Origin of the sequence: Chryseobacterium caseinilyticum (assembly GCF_014837145.1) — a bacterium.
In the GTDB taxonomy this organism is placed as follows: Bacteria; Bacteroidota; Bacteroidia; order Flavobacteriales; family Weeksellaceae; genus Chryseobacterium; species Chryseobacterium caseinilyticum.
Genome location: NZ_JACYFS010000002.1, coordinates 136,141 through 162,530 on the forward strand (window position 1 = coordinate 136,141; position 26,390 = coordinate 162,530).

Here is a 26,390-nt window from a genome sequence, read left to right on the forward strand (position 1 = left end):
GAATATCAGGTGAAATTAGTGTGAAATAATCTTTAATATTACATGCTGCTGTTGTAATATCCGTTCTCTACGCAGAATCGGATGAGGTGTAATTTCGTTTTAAGCCCCAGTTTTTCGGTGAGTCTGTTGATGTAGGTGTCGATTGTGCGGGTGCTGAGGTTCAGCTGTTCACCAATTTCTTTGTTGCTGAAGCCTTCATAGCAGAATTTCATCAGCTGTATTTCTGCTGGTGAAAGCTCATCCTGACTGTTTTTCTGCCTCGTCATGTACTCCTGAACAGACAGAGGCTGTTGCTTCCACTGTTCGGTATATTTGATGTAGTCGAAACTATCTGCCTTGGTCATTCCTTTGATGATATCTCTGATGATAAGGCTGTTCTTCTGACAGTAATAAACATTTGGAATTTCAGACAGAATCTCAGCAATATCTTCCTGATATATTCCCGAATAAGTGATAATCGGCGTTTCTGTATTGTTTTTCCGGATGATTTTAATGGCTTCCAGGCCACTCAGAACGGGCATAAAAAGTTCAATGACGAATACATCTTCCTGACGTCTGTAAATCCTGTTGATAAGTTCGTGACCATTGTTGCAGTCGTTCAGTAACATGTAAAACGGATTGTCTAACAGTGATTTTATCATTATTTTTTTGAAATAATAATCACTGTCCGCAATAGAAAACCGAACGGTACTGTTGATAATTTTATTCATTTAATGTTTGTGAGGTTTGGTGCGTACAAATTAAGAAAATTCTCCGAAATGTGTAAAAAAAACTTTATTAAAAACATTTAAACAGATGATTCATCCATAAATACAATAATTAATACTGTTTTTTTTTGTGAGTATGATTTTTTTTTATAATTTTCAGCTACCAAAAAAACCAAACACATAATATGTCTGTTTATAATGATAAAAAATTAAACAGAAGTGACGTTCGCACAGGGATCTGGCGATTTGTTACTTCATTCATTGTTCTCTCTGCTGTTTCTTTCACAGCAGTATATTTCTTTTTCAAAAGTTATGATACGCAACGCGCCGGCATTGCAAAAGAAGTAGGGAAATACGAAGAGCTTCTCAATAAAAACCTCCTGCTTAAAATTTCTTTAGACAGTATTCAGTACAATATGTCTCTGCTGGGATCAAACCAGGTGGAAAATGATTTTTATCTTCGTGAATCTGTTATGCGAAAAATGCGTGAAGCAAAAGCAATAATAGGCGAAGACAGCGCAACAAATTTCAAACACTACAATGTTCTTTTAAAAAAAGTGGATAATATGCTTTATCTAAAAGGCCAGATAATTACGGCCAATACCGATGAGCAGTCTATTCTCAGACTTTTAAATAACTGTCAGAATAAAGACCAGCAGATTCTTGGTGCTTTAAGAAAAGATCCTTCACGAGTTTTTTCAGGACGAAGACGTTAATTTTTTAAAATTACACTATGCAGGCTAACATTACATTATCAAAACAGGAAAAACGCTATCAGTTTTTATACTTAATTTTAATGCTTCTTCTGGCGCTCATACTCCTGGGCATTATTTTTTTAAATAATTTCAGATCACCTTTTTCTGAAACAGATATGCTGAAGGTGCAGACTTTAGAGCAGAAAAATAAATTTGATATTCAGCAGAAAATCACGCAGCCCATTGTAGACAGTACTTTTGCAAAAATAGCCTCCCTTTCAGAAGAAAATCCAGATCCGGTGAAAGAAAGTCAGATTGACTATGATATCAGCACCATTAAAAATTCTTTTGAAAACGCAAGTATTAATGATGACAGGAAAGTAGGATATCCTGTCATTGCTGAATTCTATAAGATGTTTCTTGAAGACAAAAAGTGGCTTGCCAAGAAAAAAGAAAATGTGATAAAATATGAGAAAGAGTATGAAGAATGTACTATTGGTTTTCAGAAAAATAAAGATCAGCTCATAGACCGCAGAAATTCTTACAACAACCGCAAATAATCAAACACAAACTATATTATAAAAATTTATTATGAACTATTTTCAGAAAAACAGAACAAACATTATTATCGGTGTTATTGCGACATTGCTTGTAGCGGCACTGATTGCATTGTGGTTCCAAAAGAAGACGATAAATTCTGCTGATGATATTGTTGCAGAAGTATATCCTAAAACGGTGAATGTAAAAGATAGTTTGTTTTTTGTAGACAAAACCGCTTTCGCAAAAACAAAAAGATGGGATTTTGGTGACGGAAGTACGTCAGACAAGTCTAAAGGAGTACATTTCTACAGTAAACCGGGTTATTATCAGGTTACATTAATTATTGACAATAAATATTCTAAAAACTACGGAATTTTAGTTTCTCAGCAGAAAGCCGTCAAAAATGACAGTATTACTCCGTTTACAAGAATCGACGCAGTCTCACAGGCGCGGCAGTTTGAAAATGTACAGTTTAAAGCGGTTTCAGATGCAAAACAGTTTACCTGGAGATTTGGGCAGACAGGAAATATCGATTCAAAAGACAAACTCGCATATTTTACTTATTCAAAACCTGGAAATTATGTTGTAACACTTTCCACGGATGAAAATACAGCCCCAATCCAGCATGCTATTACAATTTTGCCTGCTTATGATCAACTGGATGATGCAGAACTGAAAATTGAAGATAATTATCAAAAGATGGATAACGACTTTAAATACCGTCTTCAGCAGATTGCCAACGGAAACAGTTTTAATCTGAATTATAATTATTTGCTGAATAAATATTTATGCAATAACGAGAATACCACAGTGAGTGTGAACGAAAGTAAAATCAACAACTTTTATCTGTACTGCGCCGGTCTGCAGTTTGACAAAAATAATGTGATACAAACTGTAAAACTTAATTTTGACGATTCACAAAACTGTGTTACTAAAGTAGAAATCAACCAATCCAAATAATAAAAAGTAAAACTGCTTCGGTTTTGCTCCAAACATAAAGATCATTAAGATGAAAAATAAACTTCCTCTTGCCGCATGTTACGCGGGTTTAGGTATACTGCTCACATCGTGCAATGTAAAACTTCCCTCTGCAAAAACTCCTGATCCCGAAAGATACGGTCAGATTGACATGAATCCTGTAGTGAATGGATTTCCTAAAAAGTCTGTGCCATGGATTGTTATTTCAGACCGTTCAAGAAATACAGCCTACATCGATAAGAACGATGAAAAATCATATAAAGATGTCAAATTTTTAGAACCTTTAATGGTTTTAAAAAAGCGAGACGGAATGCTGAAAGTAGCAGAATACAATGCTGATGCACTCATGACTAAAAAAGTTGCTCCAAAGTCAGTAAAAACATATGGCTGGATCCCGGAATCAGAACTTTTACTCTGGACATCTTCTTTAAAAAGTGAAAAAACGGGTTATCCGGCAAGAGTAGCAGTGCTTCCAAGCAACAGCGATGTCATTCGTAATTCTGAAAATTACTACAAGAATGATTCGATTCTTGTTTTTAATTCTCCTGCACTCACCGAAGCTGCGAATGTGAAAATTCCAAACGGACAAATGGTTTATGTTTACAAACAGGCAGAAAACAACAAAAGATTTTTAGTTGGTAAAAAACCATCTTTAGATATCGACAGCATCAGCAGTGGGCTTTACGGATGGGTAAGCTCAAACGTAATTTCTTCGTGGGGAGAAAGATCTGCTGTTAAGATGAAAAATACAGCAGGCATAAAAGAATCAGCTCTGGGAATACACGAAGGTGCTCCCGGAAGTAATTCTACAGAAAACAGAACGGCAGTTTTGCTTACAGATGTCAACAAAAGACCTCCGCTTGAAAATATTTTCCCGGTAAACTTAACTTTAAGCGGTACCGAAACACCTCAGTACAAAACAAAATATTTCACCAATATTTTAGATTACAGCAAAAATTATGTTTATAATGTTTTAGGTGAACCTATTTATTTCGACCGTTATAAAGAAATCACAGAAAAAAGCAAAAAACTCAACATCGTTTTTGTGCTGGATGTAAGTCCGTCCAATGCGTCATATGCTCCGATTGTGAAATCGCTATTGCAGGATCTTCAGTTGAGATTTGAAAAAACTTCTTATTTCAATGATGTAAAATATGCTGCAGTTTTGTATAAAAACAATTCATGTGGTGATAATGTTGCTCCTTCGGTTCTCGCAGCAGATTACAATATCATTACAAAGTTTATCGAAGATAAAATGAATGAGATGAATTGTCCGGGAAGCAATACCAATCAGCCACTCGCAGAAGGCCTTGCAGCGGCTGGAAATATGCTGTCCTCGGTTCCCGATGAGACCAATCTTGTTGTTACAATCGGTTCTTCAGCGAGCCGTAGCGGCAATATGTATGATGTTATCAATTCTTTAACTCTGGCTCAGGCCCGTCTTATCATGTTCCAGAGCAATGCAAGATCGGCAGATACTTATAATGATTTTGTTCTGATGTCTGAGAATATTGTAACCAATACTGCTAAAAATTCAGCTGAGCTTAAAAAGCAGAAAATTGTTGATCAGAAAGATGTTTTAACCAAAAATAATTTTAATCTCGTTGAAGGTGATGAAGGATTTTATTCATTAGACTTTCCGAAACAGAGCATGTCTCAGGGATTTGTGATTTTTCCTAAAAAAGGAGATGTAGCAGCGCCAGGATTTTTAAAGAAATCTGTAGACAGCCTTATTGCACAGGTTAGTCTGGATAACGAAATTATTGATGAGTCTCTTCATAAAAATTTCCATTCTTCTGTAGGAGCAGGACATACTGATGTAGATTTTAAATACAAATATTTATATCCGGGACTTACAAACCCTGTACCTTACGGAATCGCAGCTCAGCTCATCAATTATGGAAACCCGTTTTTGGCGAAAGGGTATATTCCAAAGGAATTAAGAGATTACAAACAGGGCCTGGAAAAAGGAATTTTAATTTCAGACAAGGAATATGATCAATTGAAAAACTTCTATCAGGAAGTTTATGAAAATACAGGAGCAGCACGTACAGATTTTAAACAGTCAAGAGCCATAAAGGAATATATAAAACTGCTCAAAAAATACAATCCAACCCTTGAATTTGCGAAAGATGTTGACATCAATGAGCAGCCAATGGCTTATGCAGTAGGAATTTCTACAGGATTTGACCTTACTGAAGAGGAAATGATGGCAAAGTACAAACTTAAAGCGTGGAGGAAATCTGATATTATTGATCCTGCTACAGCAAAAACTTATTTTAAGCACTATAAAGATCTTTCAGACAGAATGCTTGCGAACAGAAATAATCCTGCAGTGAAAATTCAGCATAATGGGCAGACTTTTTACTGGTTGAATGAATATTTTACGCCAACAATGCTTCCAACAGCAGAGCCAAAATATAATAAGCACTGAAAATTGTATCTGATTCAATAATAATATGTTAAAACGGAAATTTTTGTTTCCGTTTTTTTTATGTTAAATAACTTTTATTTATCTTTGAGTACCAAATTTCGCAAAATATGTCTACTCAATCATCATCCCATGATGGCAAACATTTCGTTGTCCAGAAGGGAACATGTCAGTGTGACCAGGGAGATCTTTTCCCCCAACATATCGTAAGTGTACACCAAAAACATTATTGGAATGACTCCGCGGGTGAAGCTGATTATCTTGCTGTTACAGAAGACGATCTTCAGTTTAATCCTTCAGGACCGAGTTTCGGAAAATGTAAATTAAAGCCAAGCTCAGGCGGATATCTACCTTGTGCCTATGCTCCGGCAGGAAAATGGCAGAAAACCTATGATAAAGTTTTGGTTATGGGTAAGAAAGCGGTTACCGAAATTTCTGAATTACAATGCACTACAGGAGGGAAAATAACCATTAAAGACCATGGACAGCGGGGCGAAATGAGTAAAAATAATGTGAAAAATGCTGACGCGAAAACAACCCAGCACATCAATCCTTTGGTGGATATGAATGACTATAAAGAAACTGTTTCTGAAAGTGAAATAGACGCTTACTAATCAAAATCTCTATTCACCATGTCAAAAAAAGGAGTTTCAAAAATTTCAGGAAATGCTTCACCCAAAATTGGAGAAGCTACAACCTATACCATAACAGAATGGTACCCTTCGACCCCTCAAAACCAGAGAAATCCGGCAAATGTCACCTGGGAACTGTTTAAAAAAAGAGAAAACGGCAGATTCACAACGACCAACATCAAAAAAATGGGTGCTGGAACTTTCACGTTTGGTGAAGTTGCCCACCGCCATTGCTACCGCATAGAAGCTTACCTTTATGAATCTGAAGGAGACGGAGCTTCCACGATAGAAGTCAATCCTCAGCCAACAGCAATACCCAGAATTAATAAAGTAGCATTAAAATATGTTGATGATACGCCCGGAACTACTTTCAGCTATACAGAAAAACTTATCGCAAGTGCTGAAACTACAAATCTTGGAGGCGAAAAACTGAAATTCAGTCTTTGGGAAGATGATGCGGATAACGAAGGTCATAATTCCCGCAATCTTTTGATTGAATCTAAAGAGGCAACTGTGAACAGGGAAGGAACAGCTACTGCAGAGTTTATGCTTACAAGAGCTTTAATGCAGAAAGCCATGCAGGGTGAAACTGATCCCCGGCAACTGGAGTTTTATGTGACTGTAGAATATTTTTCACACAGAAAACATGCTACGGATAATATTCATATCAATAATCCTCAGGGTACGCCGCGACGCCCGCAGCCAAGGCCAGCTACGAATAATCAACCATCTCAACCCACCCCAAACGGAAATACTCCGCCACGGGCTCAGAATTCTCCTGCAGCCGAAAAACCACAATCCCAAAAAGAAGAAATGGGAATTATGGATAACGTACGCAACTGGTGGAACAATCTTGAACTTTGGGACTGGGCCGAAGCAAGAGGAATTATTGAACCTCAGAAACCTGCAACAACTACTGCAAATGGCGGAAGAACGGTAACTGTAGTAAATCAACCCCCTGCAGGTCAGCAGAATTGTGGAGAGAGATATTGTATTAAGATAGGTGATAAAAATGAACTAATCAGAGAAATTAATATTAGACTTGCTGGTTTTGGTGGTAATATTCCTACTGATGAGTTTACCGAACGGACAGAAAAAATGATCAGGCAGTTCCAAAAAGATTATATGAAAGTTCCTGAAACAGGTAAAGTATGTGGAAATGTGTTGCTGGCTATCGATGATTTCACGACAAAATGGACAGAAAATATCAGCAATTATTTATGCTTATGTAAAAATGAAAGAGCTATTACAAATAAATGTTCAGGATTTGGGAAGGGACGATACAATGGAGAGTATTCCAATAGAAATCACATAGAAAGATATCATAAATACGAAAGACCGGGAATTCACCGAAGTTTACTGTGGGGAGTGAGTGCCCTGAAATTCTATTTGAGCACACAGACTGTGTATAAATATTATGGCATCACAGCAGGATACAGATGTTGGGAACACAATACACTTAAGGGTAGAACCAGCACAAACCATATGGGTAAAGCTGTTGATCTGCAATTTTCAAAAAATGGTAGAGCAATTACCGGGAAAAGTCAATCCAACGTTGCTTTGTTAGTAGAACTTAGAGATAATTTTTTTACAAAATACCTCAACAGCAAATATCAGTGGGTGGATGGACAGAACAATTACTCACTTGAACCTTTTGGTCTCGGATCGGGGCAGACCTGGAGCTGGATTCACATGGACGTAAGAGAATTTCAAAATACGTATTTAGATGATAAGTATTTTGTAAAGACACAGGATAATGTAAGAGGAAAAAGTATTGTAGAGCTGGCAATAGAATCAGGATTTCAAAATACATGCAACTGTCTTAAAGGATTTAGCGCTCCTGTAAAACCTGCTGAAACAAAGGCGGAAGCAGGAAATTGTGAGGATAAATTTGCCAAGGTAGCGCCAATTATCTTACGACATGAAGGAGGTTTTGTGGATCATAAGGCAGATAAAGGAGGTGCTACCAATAAAGGAATAACATTTGCCACATGGCAAAGGTATGCAAAGGAAGATTTAAATATTGAACCTACATTGGATAATCTCAAAGCTATTACCGATGAGCAGGCTACAAAAATTTACAGAAAGAGATATTGGGAACCTAAAGGTTTCTGCAGAGTTGAAGATGAAAGAGTCAGCCTCATGATTTATGATTGGACGATTACTTCCGGTGGTGCAGCAAAACAGGTTCAGAGATTGCTGAAAAATGAATTTGCTCAGGATATAGATGATGACGGAAACATAGGCTCATTAACAATTGATGCTATTAATAACGTGGAAGATCAGGATAAGTTACTTCAAAGAATAGCAGAAATCAGAAAGCAATATTATACCGATCTCACTTTTACAGACGGTAAAAAGAACAGTCAACAGGTTTTCTTACAGGGATGGCTGAATCGTGTGGATGATTGTTTAGAATTTAAACCATAAATTATGAAAAAACTATTAGCCGTAATTTTAATTACACTTTTAAGTTGCACAGAAAATACGAAAGCTTCAAAAATACAGACTACTCCGGCGGAGGAGAAATTGGAGACTCAGGTACACGAAAATAAAAATATATCGGGAAATTGGATTTTTACGGAAAAATCGCAAAACTCTGATATTCCAACACTTCAGTTTACGGTTACAATTAAGCAGGATGGAGAAGAGATAAGCGGTCAGTATTGTGCAATAGCTAACAATGGAGCAAAAATAGATTGTGAAAATGAGACCAGATACAATTTGAAAGGTAAACTGATTAATGGAAAGTTTACCGGAACTTTCTACAGTTTTTTCGGATCTTCAAAAGATCAGGGTAAATTTGAAATCTCAGTAATTGACAATAGTACTATCAGCTGGAAGGTACTTGTGTCTCCGAAAGCAGAGTTTTATGCTCCTGAACTGTGCAAACTGAAACGGGAAAAATCTGCGGTTTCATCTGCAGATACGAAAAAAAAATTTCCATTATCTTATACAGGGCTGGACAATTTAAATTGGGAAGAAAGTAATAGGTATGCAAATTATAATTACACATACAATCTCCCGGATTATAAAAACTCGTCGGTTATTCTTGCGAAAAACGACTTGAATGATGATCCTTTTTACACTCTTTTTACTTTAGATAAAAATACAAGGATAATTGACTCTCTTAAAATATGCTACACAGAAGACGGATATCCTGAGAATGATAAAAGATATTTTTTTGATTTTGTAATTAATTCCGATTATACGATTATAATCAGTAAATCTGAAAGGAAGGATTATAACAATATAAAGATATGGGGTTCAAAATATAAAATTTCAGATAAAGGAATTTTTGTGAAATATGCAAAATAAAGACATTTCGCTAGTCCCCGAAATACATACCCTTTATCATAAACCCTCTTCGGTAAACACCCAGACATCCTCCCCACAAAACTTTCCTGCAGCCGAAAAACCACAATCCCAAAAAGAGGAAAAGGGAATTGTAGATTCTGTACGGGACTGGTGGAATAATCTGGAACTGTGGGATTGGAAGAAGCCTATCAGGTGAAGTTCCCGGAATTGAAAAAACAGAATTTACGGGAACAATTGAAAATGGTCTTGTGAAGATACCGATTCATTTGAGACAGAAAATGGCAGAAGAACTTACACAATGGAAAGATAAATTAGCCAAGGTCAGAGAGGATGGAACGTTTACGTATAAATTTGGAGGCCCGAACGTGGTTGTGAATGATGATGATAAAAAAGAATGGCAACTAATATGAATTTTAAATTTTTATATCTCACTATAGCAACAATTTTCATCATATCCTGCAATGAAAATAAGACTTCAGCTCAGAATATAAAAAAAAATAGAAGTATTAATTTGTGGAGTAAAATTCCCGAAAATCAAAAGATTGCAAAAAGAGAATTTCTCAATTTTGATAATGATGAGAATGATGAAATGATCATTACTACTACGGATAAAAATGAAAAATTATACTATGAATACTGGTTCAAAAATAAAGATCTGGTATATAAGTTTGATTATCCCTGGACTTCAATAAATTACAAATGGCTTGTTGATTTAGATAATGACGGGAAAAAAGAGATTGTAAGAGCAACGGGTTATGAAGACGGTGTAGATTATGTTATTTACAAAATTATAGGTAAAGAACAAGTTGCTCAAATATATGTCAATCCTGCATTTGTTGATACAGAAAATGAGGATAAAATGTTTTGGGCGTATCCTAAAGATATTAAAAATGTTTTACTTGACAGTCAATATTCTTTGACGGTATCATTAAACAATAGTTATCAGAGAGAAGACAATCATACAATTCCAGAAAATCAAAAAGAATTACCATTTCTCTTTTTTAAAGGTAAAAGCACCCAACCCGATTTTGTTTTAAAGACGCTTAATCCAATAAAAAAAATGAACCTTTCTGCGCTGATATCAGCAGTGAAAAAACAAGCTGTATCAGCAGGAAAGATACCAATCGCGTTTTTAGAGAAATTTGATTATGATATAGATGGAGACGGAATAATGGATAAGATAGAAATATTTAAAAATGAGGGTGAAAAAAATACTTTTGATCAGGAGCATTTTGGTTTACCTTTCAAAATTTATAGAGGAACATCTAAGGGATTTGAAGTCTGGACGGAAAATAAAAATATTATTCCGCCAATGGATGGCAATTGTATTTCCGAAGGTTTTGGGAACATAATTTTTAAAGATAATTTTTTCACAATAGAATCACAAACCTGTTACGATAACAACGTTGTTGTTAATGCTTATATATCATTTGTAGTAAAAAATGATGAAATCTTGTTGCACAAATATGGAGAAACTTACTTTGATAAAGCAAATCACAAGAGAAAAATACCTGATCGGATTTGGACTGCAAAAGATTTCGGTAGAATACTTTTTGATAAAGTTACAGCTGATTTTTTACAAAAATTGAAATTTAAATAACAAGCTTGCTGAAATGGTATTTCTAAGAATGCAGGTTATAAAAAATCATTTTACCTTCATTATCTTTTGTCATTGGATGTAAGAAAAATAGTAATTTGGAAGTAAAAGATATAAATGAAAAAGACTCCGTAAAGAACCAAAACCTCAAAAAACAATTAATAATTCAAAAAAGTTATATGATACTTTTGTACTTAGATACAATTTCAGTGATGCAATAAAATGATAAAATTTAAAAGACCTACATGAAATTTATCCTGATAATATTTTTTACACTTTTGATTTTGAGTTGCCAGAAAACACCTGTGAAAACAGAAATTCCAAAGGCTGTAAAAAAAATAGAACATTCTGAAACTGAAAAAGATTTAACTGAAGAGTCTAATCTTGATTGCGGAGGGTTTTTTAAGAAAATTGTACTTTCAAGTAATCTTACAGCACTTAAAAGTTATGAAGATATTTTCCTCAGAATTGAAGATATTTCGGAAACTAAAATTGTTCTAGAGATTTACGTAAAAAATACAGGTAGTGATTCACCTACAGGTACACGCATTACTGAAAATACGGTTGCATGGCTTCATTTTTTGCCCGGTGAGGAGAAACTTTTAGATATCACTGCTGATCCCCAAAACCCGGTAGAGTTGAGTTTTGATGAAAATATTCTGAAAAAATATAACTACAGAAAAATCTGTGGTCTGACTGAAAAAGATTCACAAACAAAAACTGTCCTTAAATCCAGCATTGAGTGTCAGGAAATTAAAGGTGTGATGATGAAAGGTGAAGAATGTTTAATTCGCAACATTTCACTGGAAGATGCTTATGATGAGATCATTAAAAAATCATTGGTTACGGACGCAGAATTTCTCCTGAAGAAACTTCCTGCAGGCAATTATTCGCAGAAAATCGGTAAAAAAGGAATTGTTGAAATCACATACAGACTCAGTCAGAATAAAATAGATATCGAAATGCTGTATGAAGGAGGAATTACAGAAATTCACCTGATGAAAAAAGATCAAAATGTAAAAAGACAGATAATCTACAATTTTGATTAAATACATTATGAAACTGCACAGATTTTACCCAATATTTCTTTTGGTGATTTTCAATTCCTGTGAAAAACCCAAAGCCAAAAAGCAGGAAATAACAGAAGTATCATCTTATCATGCTTTTACAGATAGTCCGGCAATAAGCTTGAAAGATTCTGCGCTTATCCGGCAAAAAACAAAATTGAGTGTAAAGAAACAATTTGACTGGTTCGGAAATTATTCCTGCAATTTTCTCAGAATGAAAGAAGAGTCCGGTGATCCCAGAGGTTGGGGAATGATTTATATTAACATGAAACGGGAATCGGCAACATTTAAATTAGAATCTTATATCGAGCAAATTTCGAAAGAATTGATTATTCTAAATCAAAATGAATCAGAAATTATTTTGTCACTAAAAAACCAAAAAGATTCAACCTTTATCATTCATAAAAAGGAAAATCAATATTTTCTGAAAAGCAATTACATCGAAAAAATGGTAGGAGAGAAAGAAAATTATCTTTTAATAAAGAAATAAATTATAAAAAAAAGGTTCAAGATTTGTTGCGTGTTTTTACACATCAATTCTGAAAATTAAGGCATGATAATTCACTTCATTTTGCCAGGCGAAACACTGGAAAACATTTCGAAAAGCATTGAGCTTGAAAATCCGGTTTACCTGAAAGAATTTCACAATTCACACTGTACGGCGTATGATTTCATCCATAATGATCTGATGCCAGGCAGAAAACTGCTTATTCCTGATATCAATAAAGTGAGTTTTTATAATTCAAAAAATGACGCACCTTTTAAACTTGCCAACCGCAATCCCATAATTGGTTTTAATCCCGAAAATCTTCAAAAAAGCTACAAAGTATCGGTTGTACAAACTTCTGAAACCGATGGAAAAAAGAAAGTTTCTGAATTTTCTTATACCATAAATCTGGAGTGGAAAGGCAAAGTCGCAAACACACATTATTTTAATTTTTCAAAGAATGAAATTAGTGAGCAAAACCAGACAAAGATGTCTACGCTAGCCGCTGCGTGTACCCAAGCCCTTAATCCAATAGAATTAGCTGTCTCAGAAAGAGGAAATCTTCTTGAAGCAAAAATTAATGATGAGGTCAAACGAAATTTCAGTGAAATTAAATTGAATCTTGAAGATCAGTTTCCTGATCAATATGCCAAAATTTATCTGGATAAGTTTGAATTCAGTATCTCAAACCATCAGATATTTAATGATAAAATGAATTCTGACTGGTTCTTAAAAACCTACTTTGCACAATTCAGACGGCATTTTAAGAACGGGAAATCAGAGTATCCGATTGTACTGTCGTATTTACCAGTGACAATTATTCAGGAAGGGTTTCAGTACGATCATATTATTCTGAAATCTACTCTGAAAAATGCAGAAAATGATATGAAATTTACCTCAGAATATCATCTTGATGCAGAAAACGGAATCATCCAAAACTATCATTTTACCCTTGTAGAAAGAGAGTTTGGAAGTTTGTACACAACGGTTTTTATAGCCAAAGAAACAGGAAAGTCGTAGTTCTACTACACAAAATCGTAGAATTACTACAAAATCTGAGATTTTCAATTTTCAGGATTAATTATTAAAAATGTGGTTATATCTTTGGAATACCAAAAACAACAAATCACAAGGTATTAATTTCTAAAAATTTACAAGTTATGGCACTTAATTCAAGAGGAATCTTAAAATTCAACGGAGGCGAAGGTCAAAAATTATTAAAGTTAAACTACAGCGTTTCGAGATCAACGGACGTTTCAGGTAGAGTAGCGTCAGATCCTTCAAATGCTTTAATCAGAGTGACTGTCGAAGCTACAGAAAAGTCTGACATCTTAGAGTCTTTACTTAACGGAAAATACAAGCCGACAACAGGCGAAATCACTTTCAATAAATCTCACGAAGAAGGAACATTGATCACTTTAAACTGGGAAAATGGTTACGTTATTCAGCACGAAGTAGATTTTGACGGTACTGATGAAAACTCAATGTACATCAGTTTCGTTATCAGTGCAGAGCAAATTAATTACGGTAATTCTGCTTACGAAGGTCTTTGGCCGTCAGCATAAAAAAAGAAATCATCAGAGTTTTATAGTTATTAAGGGAAGAAGATCGCCAGATTCGTTTGGCGGTCTTTTTATTTTTAAATTCAGGGATAAGGATTGAAAATTTTATTTATATGAGAAAGTTTTAGATCAAATTTAAAGCAGATAATTTTAAAATTTTATTATAATCGTTGGTAATTTTTCGATTAATTTATTTGTACTAAAATTAGATAATGCTTAGATATCATTTCCAGTCGTAATTCTACTACATAAAATCGTAGAACTACTACAAATTTTAAAATAATCGTCAAAAATTTTAATTACATTAAAATCACTGCTTATCTTTGAGTATCAGAATCATTTACAAAATATTAATCTTTAAAATTTACTCATCATGGCACTTAATTCAAGAGGAATCTTAAAATTCAACGGAGGCGAAGGACAAAAATTACTAAAGCTGAACTACAGCGTATCCAGATCTACAGACGTTTCAGGTCGTGTGGCCTCAGATCCTTCCAACGCACTAATCAGAGTAACTGTAGAAGCTACAGAAAAGTCTGACATCTTAGAGTCTTTACTTAACGGAAAATACAAGCCGACAACAGGCGAAATCACTTTCAATAAATCTCACGAAGAAGGAACTCTGATTACTTTGAACTGGGAAAACGGATATGTTATTCAGCATGAAGTGGATTTTGACGGAACAGATGAAAACTCAATGTACATCAGTTTCATAGTAAGTGCAGAGCAGATCAATTATGGTAATTCTGCTTACGAAGGTCTTTGGCCATCAGCTTAACTTTACAGATCGGTCAGAATCGAAATTAACTTTCGCAGAATAGCATGTCTCAGTAAGGCAGGCTATTCTGCTGTTTCCTGAAAGCAGGGAAATTACAATTTGATTTCAGTCTCTTTCAGAGAATACTTACACAATTCACAAATAGAAAATTATATGTTTCAGGATCAAAACACACCAAAACCAAAAGTGCCGGCTAACTTACAAAATCCGGAAACTTTAAAATCAGTACAGAATTTTGCCCAAACTGAACTTACCGACAAGGCTGGAAAAAAACTTGAAAAAGCAAATCAGAAAATTTCCAAGGTAAAAAATGTAGCCGGATCAGCAAACAATGCTGCTAATATGTTCAGTAATCAACTCATTCCATCCAATAACAGCATGACTGTAGCGGATAAACTATGGGCTAATCAACCGACATCAAAAATTCTGAATGCCAATGCAATACCCACAAGCCAGATTCTCGGAATCAACAGAGTTGTAAAACTAGAAGTTGTAATTGAGGGAAAAGAAATTACGCACTTCAAACATTTTAAACTTAATCAAAGTGCTGTGAAGCATCACAATTTCAGCCTTACCTTGGCACATGATACATTAGGTGGTACAGAAAATCATAATCTGGAAGATGCCCAGAATTTTTTAGGAAAAAGATTAACTGTAATTTTCAAATATAAAGATGTCACAGATGGTCCCGAAAGAAATTTCGTAGGGGTCATCACATCAGTTGGTTTCAGTCAGGATAAGGGAAGTCTTGGCAATATTGTTCTTAATGGGTACAGTCCCACAGTACTTTTAGACGCAGCACCTCATATTCAGAGTTTCGGAGGAGCTCAGAAGATCAGCTTAAACAGCATTGCTGATCAGGTAATTCAGGAAGGTCTGGGCGGAAGCAAATTTGATTTCAGGGTTGACGCTCAGTACGGAGAAGTTTCCTATAGCTCGCAGTATGAAGAGACCCACTATAATTATTTAGCCAGAATCGCCGAAGCATATGGAGAACAGTTTTTCTATGACGGCGAAGTTCTACACTTTGGTAAGCTTCCTCCTCAGGAAGAATCTGTGAAGCTAATCTACGGAAGTAGTGTCACAGATGTTCAGATTACCATGCAGGCGCAGCACGTAAAACCTTCGTTCTATGGCTACAACAGCAGTAAAAATGAAAAACTGACTACCGGAGATTCCAAAATAAATCATGTTTCTGATATTGCCAGAAGAGCTTACGAAATATCAGAAAAAACCTTTACCACTCCCTCGCTCAGAATAGCACCCATCAAAGCTTCATCATCCATGGATATTGATGCATCTCAAAAAGGTGCAGCCGGCAGCAAAGCCTCAAGTGTATTTGTAACGTCGGGCAGTACAACTGTACCATTTCTCTATCCCGGATGTCCCGCAGATATTGAAATGCGAAAATCGGACAGCAACCAGACTTCTTATTTTACAAAATTGCTCATCACAGAGGTTACACATGAAGTAGATGCGCGGGGTTATTACACCGGAAATTTTGAAGCAATAGCTGCCGACTCCGGTTACATTCCAAGACCTGAATTTGAGAGTCCCAAGGCTGATGCACAGTTTGCTAAAGTAATTTCCAATACAGATCCTATGAATCAAGGAAGAGTGCAGGTTCAGTTTGACTGGCAAAATGGTCAGGATACTTCAGAATTTATCCGAGTAATGACGCCTGATGCGGGAGGAAGTGATAAAGTGAGCAAAAACAGAGGATTCATGGCGATTCCTGAAGTGGGAGATCAGGTGGTTGTGAATTTTGTACATCAGCATCCCGACAGGCCTTTCGTAATGGGCGGAATGTTTCATGGTGGAGTTGGCGGTGGCGGAGGCGCTGGGAATAATATTAAAAGTTTGAGCAGCAGAAGCGGTAATAAACTGGAATTGGATGATGGAGCGGGCTCAGTTTTCCTTACAGATCAGGGCGGTGCCAATATGAAATTTGACGGTGCGGGAAATGCAACGACTAATGCTAATAACAATAAAACAGTAACTGTAGGAAATAATAATACGGTAAATGTAGGAGCTGTAAGCGCGATTAATGTCGGAGGAAAAGAAGGTGGCGGTGCAAATTCTATGTTGAAAATGGATAATGCCGGAAATATTACCCTTGAATGTGATACCAACATTACGATTAAAACTGGAAGCAGCTCTATAACACTTACTACTGCCGGTGATATTACAATTGAGGGGCTTAACGTAAAGGTTATAGGAAAAACCACCACCGAACTAGGTAAGGCATCAGCAAATCCGGGAATTAAAATCGATGCAGATATTAATATAAAAGCTGCCAAAATAAATTCTTCTTCTTCAGGACCGACAAACATAAAAGGTGCCGATGTTGAAATTAATAAAGGATAAAATGTGGAATACTGATGATCAAATTGTAAGTTCAAGAAATTTTATCCTTCTTCGTGAAGAGCGAAGCCAATTTCAGGGATTGAGAAATGAAAATTTTGTAGAAATTCACTTGAAAGCATCTGCATACAAAGGTGAAAATGACGCTTACCGTTTTTCTGTTGAAATAAGTTCATTTAAGCAAAGCAATGCAAATGGTATGTTTAAATGGGTTGGTGATCTGCATGAACTTCGTGGGAAAATTGTTTTTTCACTTGACGAAAATGGGCAGCTCGGAAAAATTCATAATCTGGATGATATTCAGATGAAATGGCAGGATTTAAAACCTAAAATATTTCTAAGACATAGAGATGAACGATACAAAGGTCTTTTAATTTCCGGAGTCGAAGAATTGTTGGAGGATGATGAGCGGCTTTCCAATGCACTGCGCTATTCACAGCCATATCAGTTATTATTTCCGGGAATTCAGAACAAAGAATTTAGAAAAAATGAGGTAGTAAAAGGATATCGTGAGATACCCAACTTTATTGCTGCCAAGAATATCCCGATCATTACTGACGAAGTGCTTACAGAAACTGATGATGGTAAATATGAAATTAATGTAACGGGAAGAATAGACGAAGAAAAATTTGAGCAGAATAAAGTGACAGCAATGCTCAGAATTCTGAAAAACCGTCCCCGCGTTCCCACGATGGTGGAATTGAAATATATGGAAAGATATCTGCTTGAAGACTGGCCCTGGAGCTCACAAAGCATGTGTATGAGTCTGGTACAGATACCTGGTTCTCTGTATTATGAAGAAAAAAACATACTCAAAATGATTGCAGGATGATCTATTTATTAGAAGATATAGTATTTCAGAATGATCGCTATTTTCTGTTGTTTTCTGAAAATGAAGCAACAGAATTGGTAGATTTTCCGGGAGAGAAATACATCATCACTGAGCACGAATGCATCGGAAAGTTTTATCATTGTGAAATTTCACAAATTTTAAAATTCCCGGATAAAATTGTTTTAGAAACTAAAGAAAATCTAAACAATGCTGAAAATAAATTCAGAAGAAGTAAAGTTGTACAAATAGCCACCTCCATATAACACAACACTATGGCAAAAAAGTATGTACCAGAAGGGGCTTTTACGGCTTGTAACAAAGGTACAAGTCCTTCTACCCTTAGAGTGAGCAATAATAAGAGCACTACAATATACAGTGTTCCTATGGCTACAGAATTAGATTTTCTTCCTTTTTTCAATCTGAAACCTATGGGTTTTTGTTCCAGCCCAATGAAGTGGATGACCGGAATTACCTGTCTGCCAACGGTAACGGGATGGCAACAGCCAAAAGATGGAGTAAAAATAAATGGGAGCAGAATGCTTTTGGAAGATTCCTATTGTGATTGTATATTTGGTGGGAAAATAAATATCTTTTTCGACAGAGCCGCAGCAGTCTCTTTCGGTTTAGGAGAAGGAAAAATGCCTTCGGAATACATTAAAGAAGGCTTTGACTGGCTGGAGCAAAAAAACAAGGAGTCACGCGAAGCCCGCGACAGCTTTTTACCCGACTGGATGAAACCCGTAACCGGAGTTTCTGACTGGATGAATGATCTCGGAACCGGTCTAGTAGAGGGAGCCGTAAATGGCGTCGTAGGCTTAGGTGAAACACTTTATCAGGTGGGGCAGGATCCTGTGGGAACGGCCGAAGCTTTAGGCGGAATGATAAAAGATGGTGCTACAGCAGCCTGGGAAGGTGCAGGAAATGCCTACGACTGGGCAAGCAAAGGAGAAAACTGGAACAATGCCGCAGAAGGAGCCTGGAACTGGGCAAGTGACGGACAAAATTGGGTGGATGCCGGCAATGCTACTGTACAAGGTGTTAAAGATGCCGGAAATTGGGTGGCACAAAACCCGAGAAAAATAGGAACGACTGTTGGTGAATTTATACCTGATGCTGTCGCAGCGGCCTACACAGCTGGAGGCTCTTTGGCAGTAACAGGAGCAAAAGTAGCCGGAAAAGAGGTTTTGGAAGAAGCCGGAGAACGTGTAGTAAGAGAAGCATTAGAAGAGGGGGCGGAAAAAGCAGGTAAAGAAACTTTAGAAGCAGGTGCAAAACGTAGTACTGCTGAAGTCTTGGAGCAACTGGCAAAGAAGGAAGGTGGAGATATTGCGAAAGTTACTGATGGAGCTGTAGATGATATTGCTGGATTGGCTAATAAAAAGCCATCATACAAAATTGGTGAAAGTGATGGAGGTCCGGGAACATGGGAAAATAGACATTCTCCTAAAAAAGGAGCAGATTATCAAAAGAAAACAACAGGTGCACCTGATGACACTGAATATGTTGTGAAAACAGATAAGATGAAAAGCGGTGAGAAGAAATTTGATGGTTATGATCCTGAGACAAACAGCTTACAAGATTCTAAGGATTGGGATAAATGGCCACCCAAAGGAGATAGTGATTGGGCGAGAAGAAGAAGGCAGCAAATGCTTGATTCGGCGAGAAAAGATGCTGAGATAGCTCAGGAAGCGGGTTCAAAACTTGAATGGCATGTACCTACTCAAGCAAAAGCCGATGAACTGGCAGATTTATTTGATGATGCCAATATAGATATCGATGTCATTGTTGTACCAAAATAATTGAAATTGAAATGGAAAAAATAAAATTAATTTCTCGTTTGACTAACCGAGAAATGACAGCGCAAGAATTTATTGATTACTGCAAAAAAATTATTGTTAATCTAAAGATTACTTTTCCTTACCTTGAAGTAATCTCGACTTGGGATGAATCTACAAATTCTAAGTTTTATTTTGATAATAATCTATCAGATTTTAATGGTCAAAATTTAAAGAGAGTCTTAATATATAATGAAGCTGAGGATGTGTTTTTGAATGATGATCAAAGCGATAAAGATCTGTATAGTTATTCAAAAAGCTGGATAGGTTTTAATTCATTATTATATTTAAGTAAGGATAAGAACGAAAGCAGTGATCTCTCAATTAATATAACACAAGGAGCTTGCAACAGTGATAAGACTGCTTTAATTAATATTGAATTCTCTGACGACTTTATAAAAAGTATTACGAAGGAGTTTGTTATAAAACTAGTAGAGTCATTAGAAAAAACAGATGACTTATACTATGCAGTTATCATTTCTAATGAATTGAGAAGAAAGGTTAAGCAGAGTGGACAAAATCTTTGGATTGGTTATTTTACCTACTTTAACAATAAACTGGCAGAAAATTATTTTGAAAACATCAATATCATAAATTTAAGTAAGGGAGTGCTAATATATTTAAGTGATAAAATTGAATTATCTGCTCTAAATGTAAATAAAGCACTTGAAATAAGGGATATTCTGGGAAATGAACTTCTTAATTATAATCCTTAGTTTATACTGTACCTAGCTAATTTTTAAATGATTTGTAACCGTGATAATATTACCAGCAAAATTATTGAAAGATTTGAACTTGCTGAAGTAAGCAATTGTTTTTAATAATAAAATCAATTAAAATGTTTAACAAATTTATAGAAAAATATCCTCATTATAATGTTCAAGATACTCCGACAGAAGATTTAATTAGCAAATATAAAGGATCAGTTCCAGATGAAATTATTAATATATGGAATAATTATGGTTTTGGTTCTTTTATGAACTCATTCCTGAAAATAGTTAATCCTGATGAATATAAAGAATTGTTAGATTTTTCCTATACATCTGTATATCCAAACCCAATAGTTTTATTTATCACTGGACTGGCCGATTTGATAATTTGGGAAAACAATTACCTTATTGTGCTTGATTATAGACATGGCTTATCTAAAGTTTTGGAATCTGGTTTTGAATATTTTTTTGAGGATTTAAAAGATGAGGAGTTTATTGATGCTGATTTGTTAGGAAAAAACTTTTACACCGCAAAAGAGATGCTTGGAGATCTAAATTTTGATGAGTGTTTTGGTTATGTTCCTTTATTAGGCTTAGGAGGACCAGAGAAAGCTGAGAATTTAGAAAAAGTAAAACTTAAAGAACATATCTCTATCATAGTTCAAACATTGGGAAAAATAAAATAAAAAAAACCGCCTTGAGTGGTTTTTGTTTTAAAAATGATTATTTAAAGTCGGGCAAACAAAGGATAAATTGCCGGCAATGCCAATGTACAATGTGTTAAAGACGCCGGAAATTGCGTGGCACAAAACCCAAGAAAAATAGGAACTACTGTTGGTGAATTTATACCCGATGCAATTGCAGCAGCATACACTGCATGAGGCTCTTTGGCAGTAACCGGAGCAAAAGTAGATGGAAAGAAGTATTGGAAGGAGCCGGAGAACGTGTAGTAAGAGAAGCATTAGAAGAGGGGGCGGAAAAAGCAGGTAAAGAAACTTTAGAAGCAGGCGCAAAACGCAGTACTGCTGAAGTCTTGGAGCAACTGGCAAAGAAGGAAGGTGGAGATATTGCGAGAGTTACTGATGGAGCTGTAGATGATATTGCTGGATTGGCTAATAAAAAGCCATCATACAAAATTGGTGAAAGTGATGGAGGTCCGGGAACATGGGAAAATAGACATTCTCCTAAAAAAGGAGCAGATTATCAAAAGAAAACAACAGGTGCACCTGATGACACTGAATATGTTGTGAAAACAGATAAAATGAAAAGCGGTGAGAAGAAATTTGATGGTTATAACCCCCGAAATAATAGTGTGATTGATGCAAAAGATTGGGAAATGTCACAAAGTGGCCCACCCAAAGTTAAAGGATGGCCCCCTGATGGGGATTCTAAATTCGATCAGATGATGAGAAATAAAGAAGTTAAAAATCTTCAGAAAGATGCACAGATTGCCGCATCAAAAGGATCCAATTTAGAATACCATGTACCTACTGAAGCAAAAAAGCAACAGCTTTTGGAAATGCTGGGTACAGATATTCCTGATAATTTTGATATTATTGTAACTCCAAAATAAATTAAAGATGGAACATATTGTATTGAATTTTTCAATTAAGAAAAAAGAAATGAATGCACGAGAATATATAGACTTTTGCAAAAAGATATTAATTTCATTGAAATCAATAGACGATGTATTTAAAAGTGCTAATACAATAGACCTAGAGAATCACAATAGTTATTTTTTTAAAGAGGATTTATCTGATTTTACAACAGAAAATCTAAAACTGATCATAACGGAGCAAGAAGATATTGCATACAAGAATCCTGTTGCAGAAAATAAAGAATTAACCGAAGAATCAAAGTCTTGGATGGGTTATTTTTCAACTATATTCTTTGGAGGAAGTGACAATATTGAAAGTTATTCAGACGTTAGCTTATATATAGCACAAGGCAGTTATGAGAATACACCTGCAACTATAAAAATTGATTTTTCCAATGATCTTCAACATAAGTTATCCGAAGAATATGTTTTTAGATTAATAGAAGAATTAGCTAAGATAATTGATATAGAGTTTGCTAGTGCAACTTCAAGCCAATTTTTCATGAAAGTACGACGTAAAGGACAATACAGTATTGGTTGGATAAATTATATAACAAACAAAAATATCTCTTCTATGCTTATTTTGAATGAAAAACGGAAACACTTGGATAACGGAATAGTTTTCTCAATTTCTGAACGTGATGTATTTGAAGCTGACAATAATGCATTGATAGAGCGTTCTATAAAAATAAGTGACTCATTATAAAAAAATGGGATTGAGTTAAGAGATTTTTATGGAGTAAATAGAAAATAACAGAATCCTAAAGACATCGTTCATATAAAGGGTAATGCGCAAACCCAAACTCACGCGGAAGCTAATGCTGTTCAAAATGCTATTATTAATGGTATTAATGGAAAGTCTCCAACTGCAGAAATGTGGGTTATGCATGTGGAAATATAATGGTGTTGGGTCATTAGCTAGAGAATTACGTTCCAGCTTTAATTGTTTATCAAAACAATGTGACTAAAGGTATGGAAGCAGGTGATGTAAAAGAATTCCCTTGGTATACTGTGCCAGGAGATATTTATCCTTAAAAATATTATATCTGGAAATTATAAAATCTTTAATAGAGAGAATAAGAGATAGAATTTGAAATATGGTGACGAAATCCATTTACCTGCAAGTGTACTAGATATTGAAAATCTTCAATCAGTATTTACAAAAATTTTTAAACTTGATCTACCAACTACATTTGCTAATATACTTAAGATTACAAATGGCAGTGATAATAATGGTACAGTTATGTACTCTGCATCAAGAATATTAATATCTGGATACGATGACAGGTATATTGATGGGATCATAGAAGCTAATGAAGAGTGGCATACCAATACAGATTTTGCAAAATATGTTTTCTATGCTGATTCAGAGCAGTATTTATTTGTTCAAAATCTTCAAACCAAATTATTTAGTTTTCATCCTAGGGACAGATTTGAAACTACATTGTTTGAAACTACTGATGAAGAACTTTTTTTCAAGTCATATTAGAATGTGCTTTGGGAGAAGATGTAGAAAGCAAATATGTTTTTTAGTTAAAAGGAGCAAAAGAAAATTAAGGTAGGCTACGTCTTACCTTTTTTGTTTTATTGGCGAATCAAATCTTCGAGCTCTTGATAAAACATTCGGGACAGATTTTGTACAGACAAAAGATGCACTGGTAAATGGCATTAGTAATGTAGCAAATAATGCTTGAGAAAACAGGCTTTAATTATTCTCATGAAGTGGAAGTTTTAATAAAGAAAGGTAAAAAAGGTAAAATTGATGGATTAATTCAAAATGCAGATGGTACTTTTAAGATAATAGAACGTAAAGCGAGTGATTTGACAAAGGTTACAGATAAGACAATTAAGAGTTATATTGATGATGCTGCAAAATACAATGGTAAAGTGATGACTGAATCAGGTAAAGTTGTAAAATCAGATAAAGTAATTTTACATGTGGAGAAAGCAGGAGAATTAAGTAAAGATTTCTTGATCATGCTACAAAAAAAGGAGTGGAGATATTACATGATATCTCTGGGATATTTTAAAAAAAAAATTAATAATAATGTTTAGAGTAGAATTTTCAAAATATAGCGACATAATGAATAAGATAATGGATGAACAAACTACACTGGAAGTTCATCTTTCTGCAGAATATAGTCAAAATGTACCAAAAAAATTCTCAGATATTACCCCAGAAGAGTGGGCAGAATACGATTTTGAAAATGGGACAGAATACAGTTTAAATTATTATAGAAATAATAAGCCTTATTGTGAAGTATTAATCGATTCGATGACAATATCACTTTCTTATTATAATGATATTAATTTCTTAAAAAAAGACTTAATGACGTGTTTTTCAAGGGAGATATGAAACAGGGAGAATTCGAATTTTATAGTAATGGAAAAGTTTTTTTTAAACAAATTACTTGGTATAGTGAATTAGCTAAAACTATATTATTCTATTCAAATAAAAAGAAAAATAATGTTTTTTTAGAAGAATGGACATTAGATGATGGAAAAAAAATGCTGATTGAACAATATGGAAATGCTGATCTTAGTAAACATTGGTTTGACGCTCCTCAAAATTATTTGGACTATGAAAGGTTTCTAGATTACCAAAAAATGTTTGATGAACTACCAAGTCTTGAGTCATAAATATTATTTATGCAAACTTATCATATTTCTTTCAAAAGTTGTTATATCGATTTATGAGGCTTATAAATAAATAGGATTATGTATTTATACAAATTTTTACAGTACAATGACTTAGAAAAGAGTGTTTTATCTGAAGATGAAACTCTAGAAAACATAATGGACTTGGTGTTGGATGGAACACCAAACAAAGAAGAAAAAAAAGCCTTAATAACATCTGAAGATTGGTCAAAATATGCTTATCAAAATGAGAAAGAATATCATCTTACTGTTTATCTTAACGATAAATTGTATTGTTATATAGATAATTCTACAATGGATATTAACATTGACTTTCTAACTTATAATCAGGGTGAAATATTTAAACACTTGACATTGGTTTATGATAAATACAACATGGATATAGCTTTTGAAGAGGATAGGTATGAAAAATTTCAAGACGATGCATTATTTTTAAGTCAAATAAATAATTACTATGAAGATGATGAGAAAAAAGTTACAAACAAGTTAATTTTTAAGCTTGACGGAAGTGCTAATATTCTAAGCACGACATTTGATAAAAAAAATAAAAAAACTTCTACAGAAGCAAAAAAAACGAAAGCTAATGTGTCTCATAACTTTATATCACCACCAAAAAACTATATTGACTATGAAAAACTTATAGATTATAAAAATATTCTTAAACCAGAATATTTAGATTTATAGAGTGGATCAATAAGGAAGTTTTGCAAAATAATTTTTTGCGTAATTTTTAGATTTTTTTTAAAAAAATATTCTATTAGACGAGAATGTATAACACTATTCAACCCGAAGTAATTGCTGGTCTTGGTGAGAAGACAGAGTTTGTAGAGCAAAACTCACATCCAAAACAGTTTCTAAACTCCATATTAAATTGGAAGATTGGCTGGGAGACGATTTGATGGAGTGTTAGCCGTGCTATTTAATTACGGAAAATTTGAAAGAAAATATAAAAAATCAAGCATTTACAGGATACATGATTAAAGATGTAGAAATTTCAATGGCTGAGTATTTTTTTAATAATTATACTCTAGACAAACCAATTCCCAAATTTTACTGGCTTAAAATCAATGGAATTGAAAATATGGATGACCTCTATATAAGATCTGAAAAAAAATTATTTTGTAGTGAAAGATTAATTAATTTTTTAACTAACAATTGTGTATCAAAATATTTAGAATAGAACCTCAAAGAAATGAATTTGATGACTTGTTAGATCAAATGATTGCAGAAAGTAAAAAAAGTATCGAACCGTTTAAAGTATCTCGGGCGAACGCCAGGTAAAACAAGTAAAACTGGTGAAAAAGTTATTGAAGCAATGAAGAAGGAAGGTAAAATTAGGACAAAAAAGGGCGTACAACAATTTAAAGCTTCAGATGGGAAATGGTATGACATGAAATATGCTGATATGTCACATAAAAAAGACGCTGTCACTTGGTGGAATAAAACAGGACGAAAATATGGAGCAAAATCTGAAAAAGTTAGGAAGTGGATGTTAGATTCTAAAAATTACGATTTAGATCACAGATCAATAAATAGGTCAGCTGGTGCTAAACTTGGACAAGTACATTTACCTCCGAAAATTTAATTATTAAAAAAAAAGAA

31 protein-coding genes are annotated in these 26,390 nt (G+C 34.7%); 30 read left to right on the forward strand and 1 reads right to left on the reverse strand.

Annotation, left to right across the window (positions count from 1 at the left end; translation table 11 throughout):
• Positions 1-38: 38 nt before the first annotated feature.
• Positions 39-641 carry a response regulator transcription factor gene (locus IC610_RS08705; protein ID WP_228462890.1) on the reverse strand — a complete coding sequence of 201 codons (603 nt, stop codon included), beginning with the start codon at positions 639-641 and terminating at the stop codon, positions 39-41.
• A 251-nt stretch (positions 642-892) separates the two neighbouring features.
• Between IC610_RS08705 and tssO (IC610_RS08710) the strand changes: the two genes are divergently transcribed.
• The 30 genes from tssO (IC610_RS08710) to IC610_RS08855 all read left to right on the forward strand — a co-directional run bounded on the left by tssO (IC610_RS08710) (position 893) and on the right by IC610_RS08855 (position 26,373).
• Positions 893-1,423, forward strand: coding sequence for a type VI secretion system TssO (gene tssO / locus IC610_RS08710; RefSeq protein WP_191736453.1), 531 nt, complete (start codon positions 893-895; stop codon positions 1,421-1,423).
• Positions 1,424-1,440: 17 nt separating this feature from the next.
• On the forward strand, positions 1,441-1,962 hold the full coding sequence (gene tssO / locus IC610_RS08715; protein ID WP_191736455.1) for a type VI secretion system TssO: 522 nt from the start codon (positions 1,441-1,443) through the stop codon (positions 1,960-1,962).
• A gap of 31 nt (positions 1,963-1,993) precedes the next feature.
• Positions 1,994-2,902: a PKD domain-containing protein gene (locus IC610_RS08720; protein WP_191736457.1), complete on the forward strand. Its 909-nt coding sequence runs from the start codon at positions 1,994-1,996 to the stop codon at positions 2,900-2,902.
• Positions 2,903-2,951: 49 nt separating this feature from the next.
• Entirely contained in the window at positions 2,952-5,354 is a 2,403-nt protein-coding gene (gene tssR / locus IC610_RS08725) for a type VI secretion system protein TssR domain-containing protein (RefSeq protein WP_191736459.1), read from the forward strand.
• A gap of 107 nt (positions 5,355-5,461) precedes the next feature.
• Entirely contained in the window at positions 5,462-5,965 is a 504-nt protein-coding gene (locus IC610_RS08730; RefSeq protein WP_191736461.1) for a DUF4280 domain-containing protein, read from the forward strand.
• Between the two features lie 18 nt (positions 5,966-5,983).
• Positions 5,984-8,413 (forward strand): glycosyl hydrolase 108 family protein, encoded by a 2,430-nt coding sequence (locus tag IC610_RS19985; protein WP_228462891.1) that lies wholly within the window; start codon positions 5,984-5,986, stop codon positions 8,411-8,413.
• 3 nt (positions 8,414-8,416) lie between these two features.
• The gene (locus tag IC610_RS08740) at positions 8,417-9,301 is read left to right on the forward strand and encodes a hypothetical protein (protein ID WP_191736463.1); all 885 of its coding nucleotides are present in this window, start codon (positions 8,417-8,419) and stop codon (positions 9,299-9,301) included.
• Positions 9,291-9,497, forward strand: a complete 207-nt coding sequence (locus IC610_RS08745; RefSeq protein WP_191736465.1) for a hypothetical protein — start codon at positions 9,291-9,293, stop codon at positions 9,495-9,497. The genes IC610_RS08740 and IC610_RS08745 overlap by 11 nt, the downstream gene beginning before the upstream one ends.
• A gap of 52 nt (positions 9,498-9,549) precedes the next feature.
• On the forward strand, positions 9,550-9,711 hold the full coding sequence (locus IC610_RS08750) for a hypothetical protein (protein WP_191736467.1): 162 nt from the start codon (positions 9,550-9,552) through the stop codon (positions 9,709-9,711).
• The gene (locus IC610_RS08755; RefSeq protein ID WP_191736469.1) at positions 9,696-10,901 is read left to right on the forward strand and encodes a hypothetical protein; all 1,206 of its coding nucleotides are present in this window, start codon (positions 9,696-9,698) and stop codon (positions 10,899-10,901) included. The genes IC610_RS08750 and IC610_RS08755 overlap by 16 nt, the downstream gene beginning before the upstream one ends.
• A 242-nt stretch (positions 10,902-11,143) precedes the next feature.
• A complete protein-coding gene (locus IC610_RS08760; RefSeq protein ID WP_191736471.1) occupies positions 11,144-11,947 on the forward strand; it encodes a hypothetical protein in 804 nt (267 codons plus the stop codon).
• Between the two features lie 7 nt (positions 11,948-11,954).
• Positions 11,955-12,455, forward strand: coding sequence for a hypothetical protein (locus IC610_RS08765; protein WP_191736473.1), 501 nt, complete (start codon positions 11,955-11,957; stop codon positions 12,453-12,455).
• 63 nt (positions 12,456-12,518) lie between these two features.
• A complete protein-coding gene (locus tag IC610_RS08770; RefSeq protein WP_191736475.1) occupies positions 12,519-13,472 on the forward strand; it encodes a hypothetical protein in 954 nt (317 codons plus the stop codon).
• A 140-nt stretch (positions 13,473-13,612) separates the two neighbouring features.
• The gene (gene tssD / locus IC610_RS08775) at positions 13,613-14,017 is read left to right on the forward strand and encodes a type VI secretion system tube protein TssD (RefSeq protein ID WP_056035938.1); all 405 of its coding nucleotides are present in this window, start codon (positions 13,613-13,615) and stop codon (positions 14,015-14,017) included.
• A 370-nt stretch (positions 14,018-14,387) separates the two neighbouring features.
• Entirely contained in the window at positions 14,388-14,792 is a 405-nt protein-coding gene (gene tssD, locus IC610_RS08780; protein ID WP_191736477.1) for a type VI secretion system tube protein TssD, read from the forward strand.
• 153 nt (positions 14,793-14,945) lie between these two features.
• A complete protein-coding gene (locus tag IC610_RS08785; protein WP_191736478.1) occupies positions 14,946-17,159 on the forward strand; it encodes a type VI secretion system Vgr family protein in 2,214 nt (737 codons plus the stop codon).
• Complete coding sequence (locus tag IC610_RS08790; RefSeq protein ID WP_191736480.1) at positions 17,137-17,988, forward strand: hypothetical protein; 852 nt, start codon at positions 17,137-17,139, stop codon at positions 17,986-17,988. The genes IC610_RS08785 and IC610_RS08790 overlap by 23 nt, the downstream gene beginning before the upstream one ends.
• Positions 17,985-18,251 carry a hypothetical protein gene (locus tag IC610_RS08795; protein ID WP_191736482.1) on the forward strand — a complete coding sequence of 89 codons (267 nt, stop codon included), beginning with the start codon at positions 17,985-17,987 and terminating at the stop codon, positions 18,249-18,251. Before IC610_RS08790 ends, IC610_RS08795 begins: the two co-directional genes overlap by 4 nt.
• 9 nt (positions 18,252-18,260) lie before the next feature.
• Positions 18,261-19,787 carry a PAAR-like protein gene (locus tag IC610_RS08800; RefSeq protein WP_191736484.1) on the forward strand — a complete coding sequence of 509 codons (1,527 nt, stop codon included), beginning with the start codon at positions 18,261-18,263 and terminating at the stop codon, positions 19,785-19,787.
• 11 nt (positions 19,788-19,798) lie between these two features.
• Positions 19,799-20,539, forward strand: a complete 741-nt coding sequence (locus IC610_RS08805; RefSeq protein WP_191736486.1) for a hypothetical protein — start codon at positions 19,799-19,801, stop codon at positions 20,537-20,539.
• A 122-nt stretch (positions 20,540-20,661) separates the two neighbouring features.
• Positions 20,662-21,219: a T6SS immunity protein Tdi1 domain-containing protein gene (locus IC610_RS08810; RefSeq protein ID WP_191736488.1), complete on the forward strand. Its 558-nt coding sequence runs from the start codon at positions 20,662-20,664 to the stop codon at positions 21,217-21,219.
• Between the two features lie 191 nt (positions 21,220-21,410).
• Positions 21,411-22,106, forward strand: coding sequence for a Tox-REase-5 domain-containing protein (locus IC610_RS08815; RefSeq protein ID WP_191736489.1), 696 nt, complete (start codon positions 21,411-21,413; stop codon positions 22,104-22,106).
• A gap of 7 nt (positions 22,107-22,113) precedes the next feature.
• Complete coding sequence (locus tag IC610_RS08820) at positions 22,114-22,836, forward strand: hypothetical protein (RefSeq protein ID WP_191736491.1); 723 nt, start codon at positions 22,114-22,116, stop codon at positions 22,834-22,836.
• A 384-nt stretch (positions 22,837-23,220) separates the two neighbouring features.
• Entirely contained in the window at positions 23,221-23,619 is a 399-nt protein-coding gene (locus tag IC610_RS08825) for a YrhA family protein (RefSeq protein ID WP_191736493.1), read from the forward strand.
• A 197-nt stretch (positions 23,620-23,816) separates the two neighbouring features.
• Positions 23,817-24,185, forward strand: a complete 369-nt coding sequence (locus tag IC610_RS08830; RefSeq protein ID WP_191736495.1) for a hypothetical protein — start codon at positions 23,817-23,819, stop codon at positions 24,183-24,185.
• Complete coding sequence (locus IC610_RS08835; RefSeq protein WP_191736496.1) at positions 24,178-24,486, forward strand: hypothetical protein; 309 nt, start codon at positions 24,178-24,180, stop codon at positions 24,484-24,486. Before IC610_RS08830 ends, IC610_RS08835 begins: the two co-directional genes overlap by 8 nt.
• Positions 24,483-24,770, forward strand: coding sequence for a hypothetical protein (locus tag IC610_RS08840; RefSeq protein ID WP_191736499.1), 288 nt, complete (start codon positions 24,483-24,485; stop codon positions 24,768-24,770). The genes IC610_RS08835 and IC610_RS08840 overlap by 4 nt, the downstream gene beginning before the upstream one ends.
• A 78-nt stretch (positions 24,771-24,848) precedes the next feature.
• Complete coding sequence (locus tag IC610_RS08845) at positions 24,849-25,472, forward strand: hypothetical protein (protein ID WP_191736501.1); 624 nt, start codon at positions 24,849-24,851, stop codon at positions 25,470-25,472.
• Between the two features lie 250 nt (positions 25,473-25,722).
• Complete coding sequence (locus IC610_RS08850; protein ID WP_191736502.1) at positions 25,723-25,968, forward strand: hypothetical protein; 246 nt, start codon at positions 25,723-25,725, stop codon at positions 25,966-25,968.
• A gap of 42 nt (positions 25,969-26,010) precedes the next feature.
• A complete protein-coding gene (locus IC610_RS08855; RefSeq protein WP_228462892.1) occupies positions 26,011-26,373 on the forward strand; it encodes a GH-E family nuclease in 363 nt (120 codons plus the stop codon).
• Positions 26,374-26,390 lie beyond the last annotated feature (17 nt).

Coding starts and splice junctions, on each gene's coding strand:
- IC610_RS08705 (WP_228462890.1), bottom strand. CDS start 641: ATGATAAAATCACTGTTAGACAATCCGTTTTACATGTTACTGAACGAC.
- tssO (WP_191736453.1), top strand. CDS start 893: ATGTCTGTTTATAATGATAAAAAATTAAACAGAAGTGACGTTCGCACA.
- tssO (WP_191736455.1), top strand. CDS start 1,441: ATGCAGGCTAACATTACATTATCAAAACAGGAAAAACGCTATCAGTTT.
- IC610_RS08720 (WP_191736457.1), top strand. CDS start 1,994: ATGAACTATTTTCAGAAAAACAGAACAAACATTATTATCGGTGTTATT.
- tssR (WP_191736459.1), top strand. CDS start 2,952: ATGAAAAATAAACTTCCTCTTGCCGCATGTTACGCGGGTTTAGGTATA.
- IC610_RS08730 (WP_191736461.1), top strand. CDS start 5,462: ATGTCTACTCAATCATCATCCCATGATGGCAAACATTTCGTTGTCCAG.
- IC610_RS19985 (WP_228462891.1), top strand. CDS start 5,984: ATGTCAAAAAAAGGAGTTTCAAAAATTTCAGGAAATGCTTCACCCAAA.
- IC610_RS08740 (WP_191736463.1), top strand. CDS start 8,417: ATGAAAAAACTATTAGCCGTAATTTTAATTACACTTTTAAGTTGCACA.
- IC610_RS08745 (WP_191736465.1), top strand. CDS start 9,291: ATGCAAAATAAAGACATTTCGCTAGTCCCCGAAATACATACCCTTTAT.
- IC610_RS08755 (WP_191736469.1), top strand. CDS start 9,696: ATGGCAACTAATATGAATTTTAAATTTTTATATCTCACTATAGCAACA.
- IC610_RS08760 (WP_191736471.1), top strand. CDS start 11,144: ATGAAATTTATCCTGATAATATTTTTTACACTTTTGATTTTGAGTTGC.
- IC610_RS08765 (WP_191736473.1), top strand. CDS start 11,955: ATGAAACTGCACAGATTTTACCCAATATTTCTTTTGGTGATTTTCAAT.
- IC610_RS08770 (WP_191736475.1), top strand. CDS start 12,519: ATGATAATTCACTTCATTTTGCCAGGCGAAACACTGGAAAACATTTCG.
- tssD (WP_056035938.1), top strand. CDS start 13,613: ATGGCACTTAATTCAAGAGGAATCTTAAAATTCAACGGAGGCGAAGGT.
- tssD (WP_191736477.1), top strand. CDS start 14,388: ATGGCACTTAATTCAAGAGGAATCTTAAAATTCAACGGAGGCGAAGGA.
- IC610_RS08785 (WP_191736478.1), top strand. CDS start 14,946: ATGTTTCAGGATCAAAACACACCAAAACCAAAAGTGCCGGCTAACTTA.
- IC610_RS08790 (WP_191736480.1), top strand. CDS start 17,137: ATGTTGAAATTAATAAAGGATAAAATGTGGAATACTGATGATCAAATT.
- IC610_RS08795 (WP_191736482.1), top strand. CDS start 17,985: ATGATCTATTTATTAGAAGATATAGTATTTCAGAATGATCGCTATTTT.
- IC610_RS08800 (WP_191736484.1), top strand. CDS start 18,261: ATGGCAAAAAAGTATGTACCAGAAGGGGCTTTTACGGCTTGTAACAAA.
- IC610_RS08805 (WP_191736486.1), top strand. CDS start 19,799: ATGGAAAAAATAAAATTAATTTCTCGTTTGACTAACCGAGAAATGACA.
- IC610_RS08810 (WP_191736488.1), top strand. CDS start 20,662: ATGTTTAACAAATTTATAGAAAAATATCCTCATTATAATGTTCAAGAT.
- IC610_RS08815 (WP_191736489.1), top strand. CDS start 21,411: ATGAGGCTCTTTGGCAGTAACCGGAGCAAAAGTAGATGGAAAGAAGTA.
- IC610_RS08820 (WP_191736491.1), top strand. CDS start 22,114: ATGGAACATATTGTATTGAATTTTTCAATTAAGAAAAAAGAAATGAAT.
- IC610_RS08830 (WP_191736495.1), top strand. CDS start 23,817: ATGCTTGAGAAAACAGGCTTTAATTATTCTCATGAAGTGGAAGTTTTA.
- IC610_RS08835 (WP_191736496.1), top strand. CDS start 24,178: ATGTTTAGAGTAGAATTTTCAAAATATAGCGACATAATGAATAAGATA.
- IC610_RS08840 (WP_191736499.1), top strand. CDS start 24,483: ATGAAACAGGGAGAATTCGAATTTTATAGTAATGGAAAAGTTTTTTTT.
- IC610_RS08845 (WP_191736501.1), top strand. CDS start 24,849: ATGTATTTATACAAATTTTTACAGTACAATGACTTAGAAAAGAGTGTT.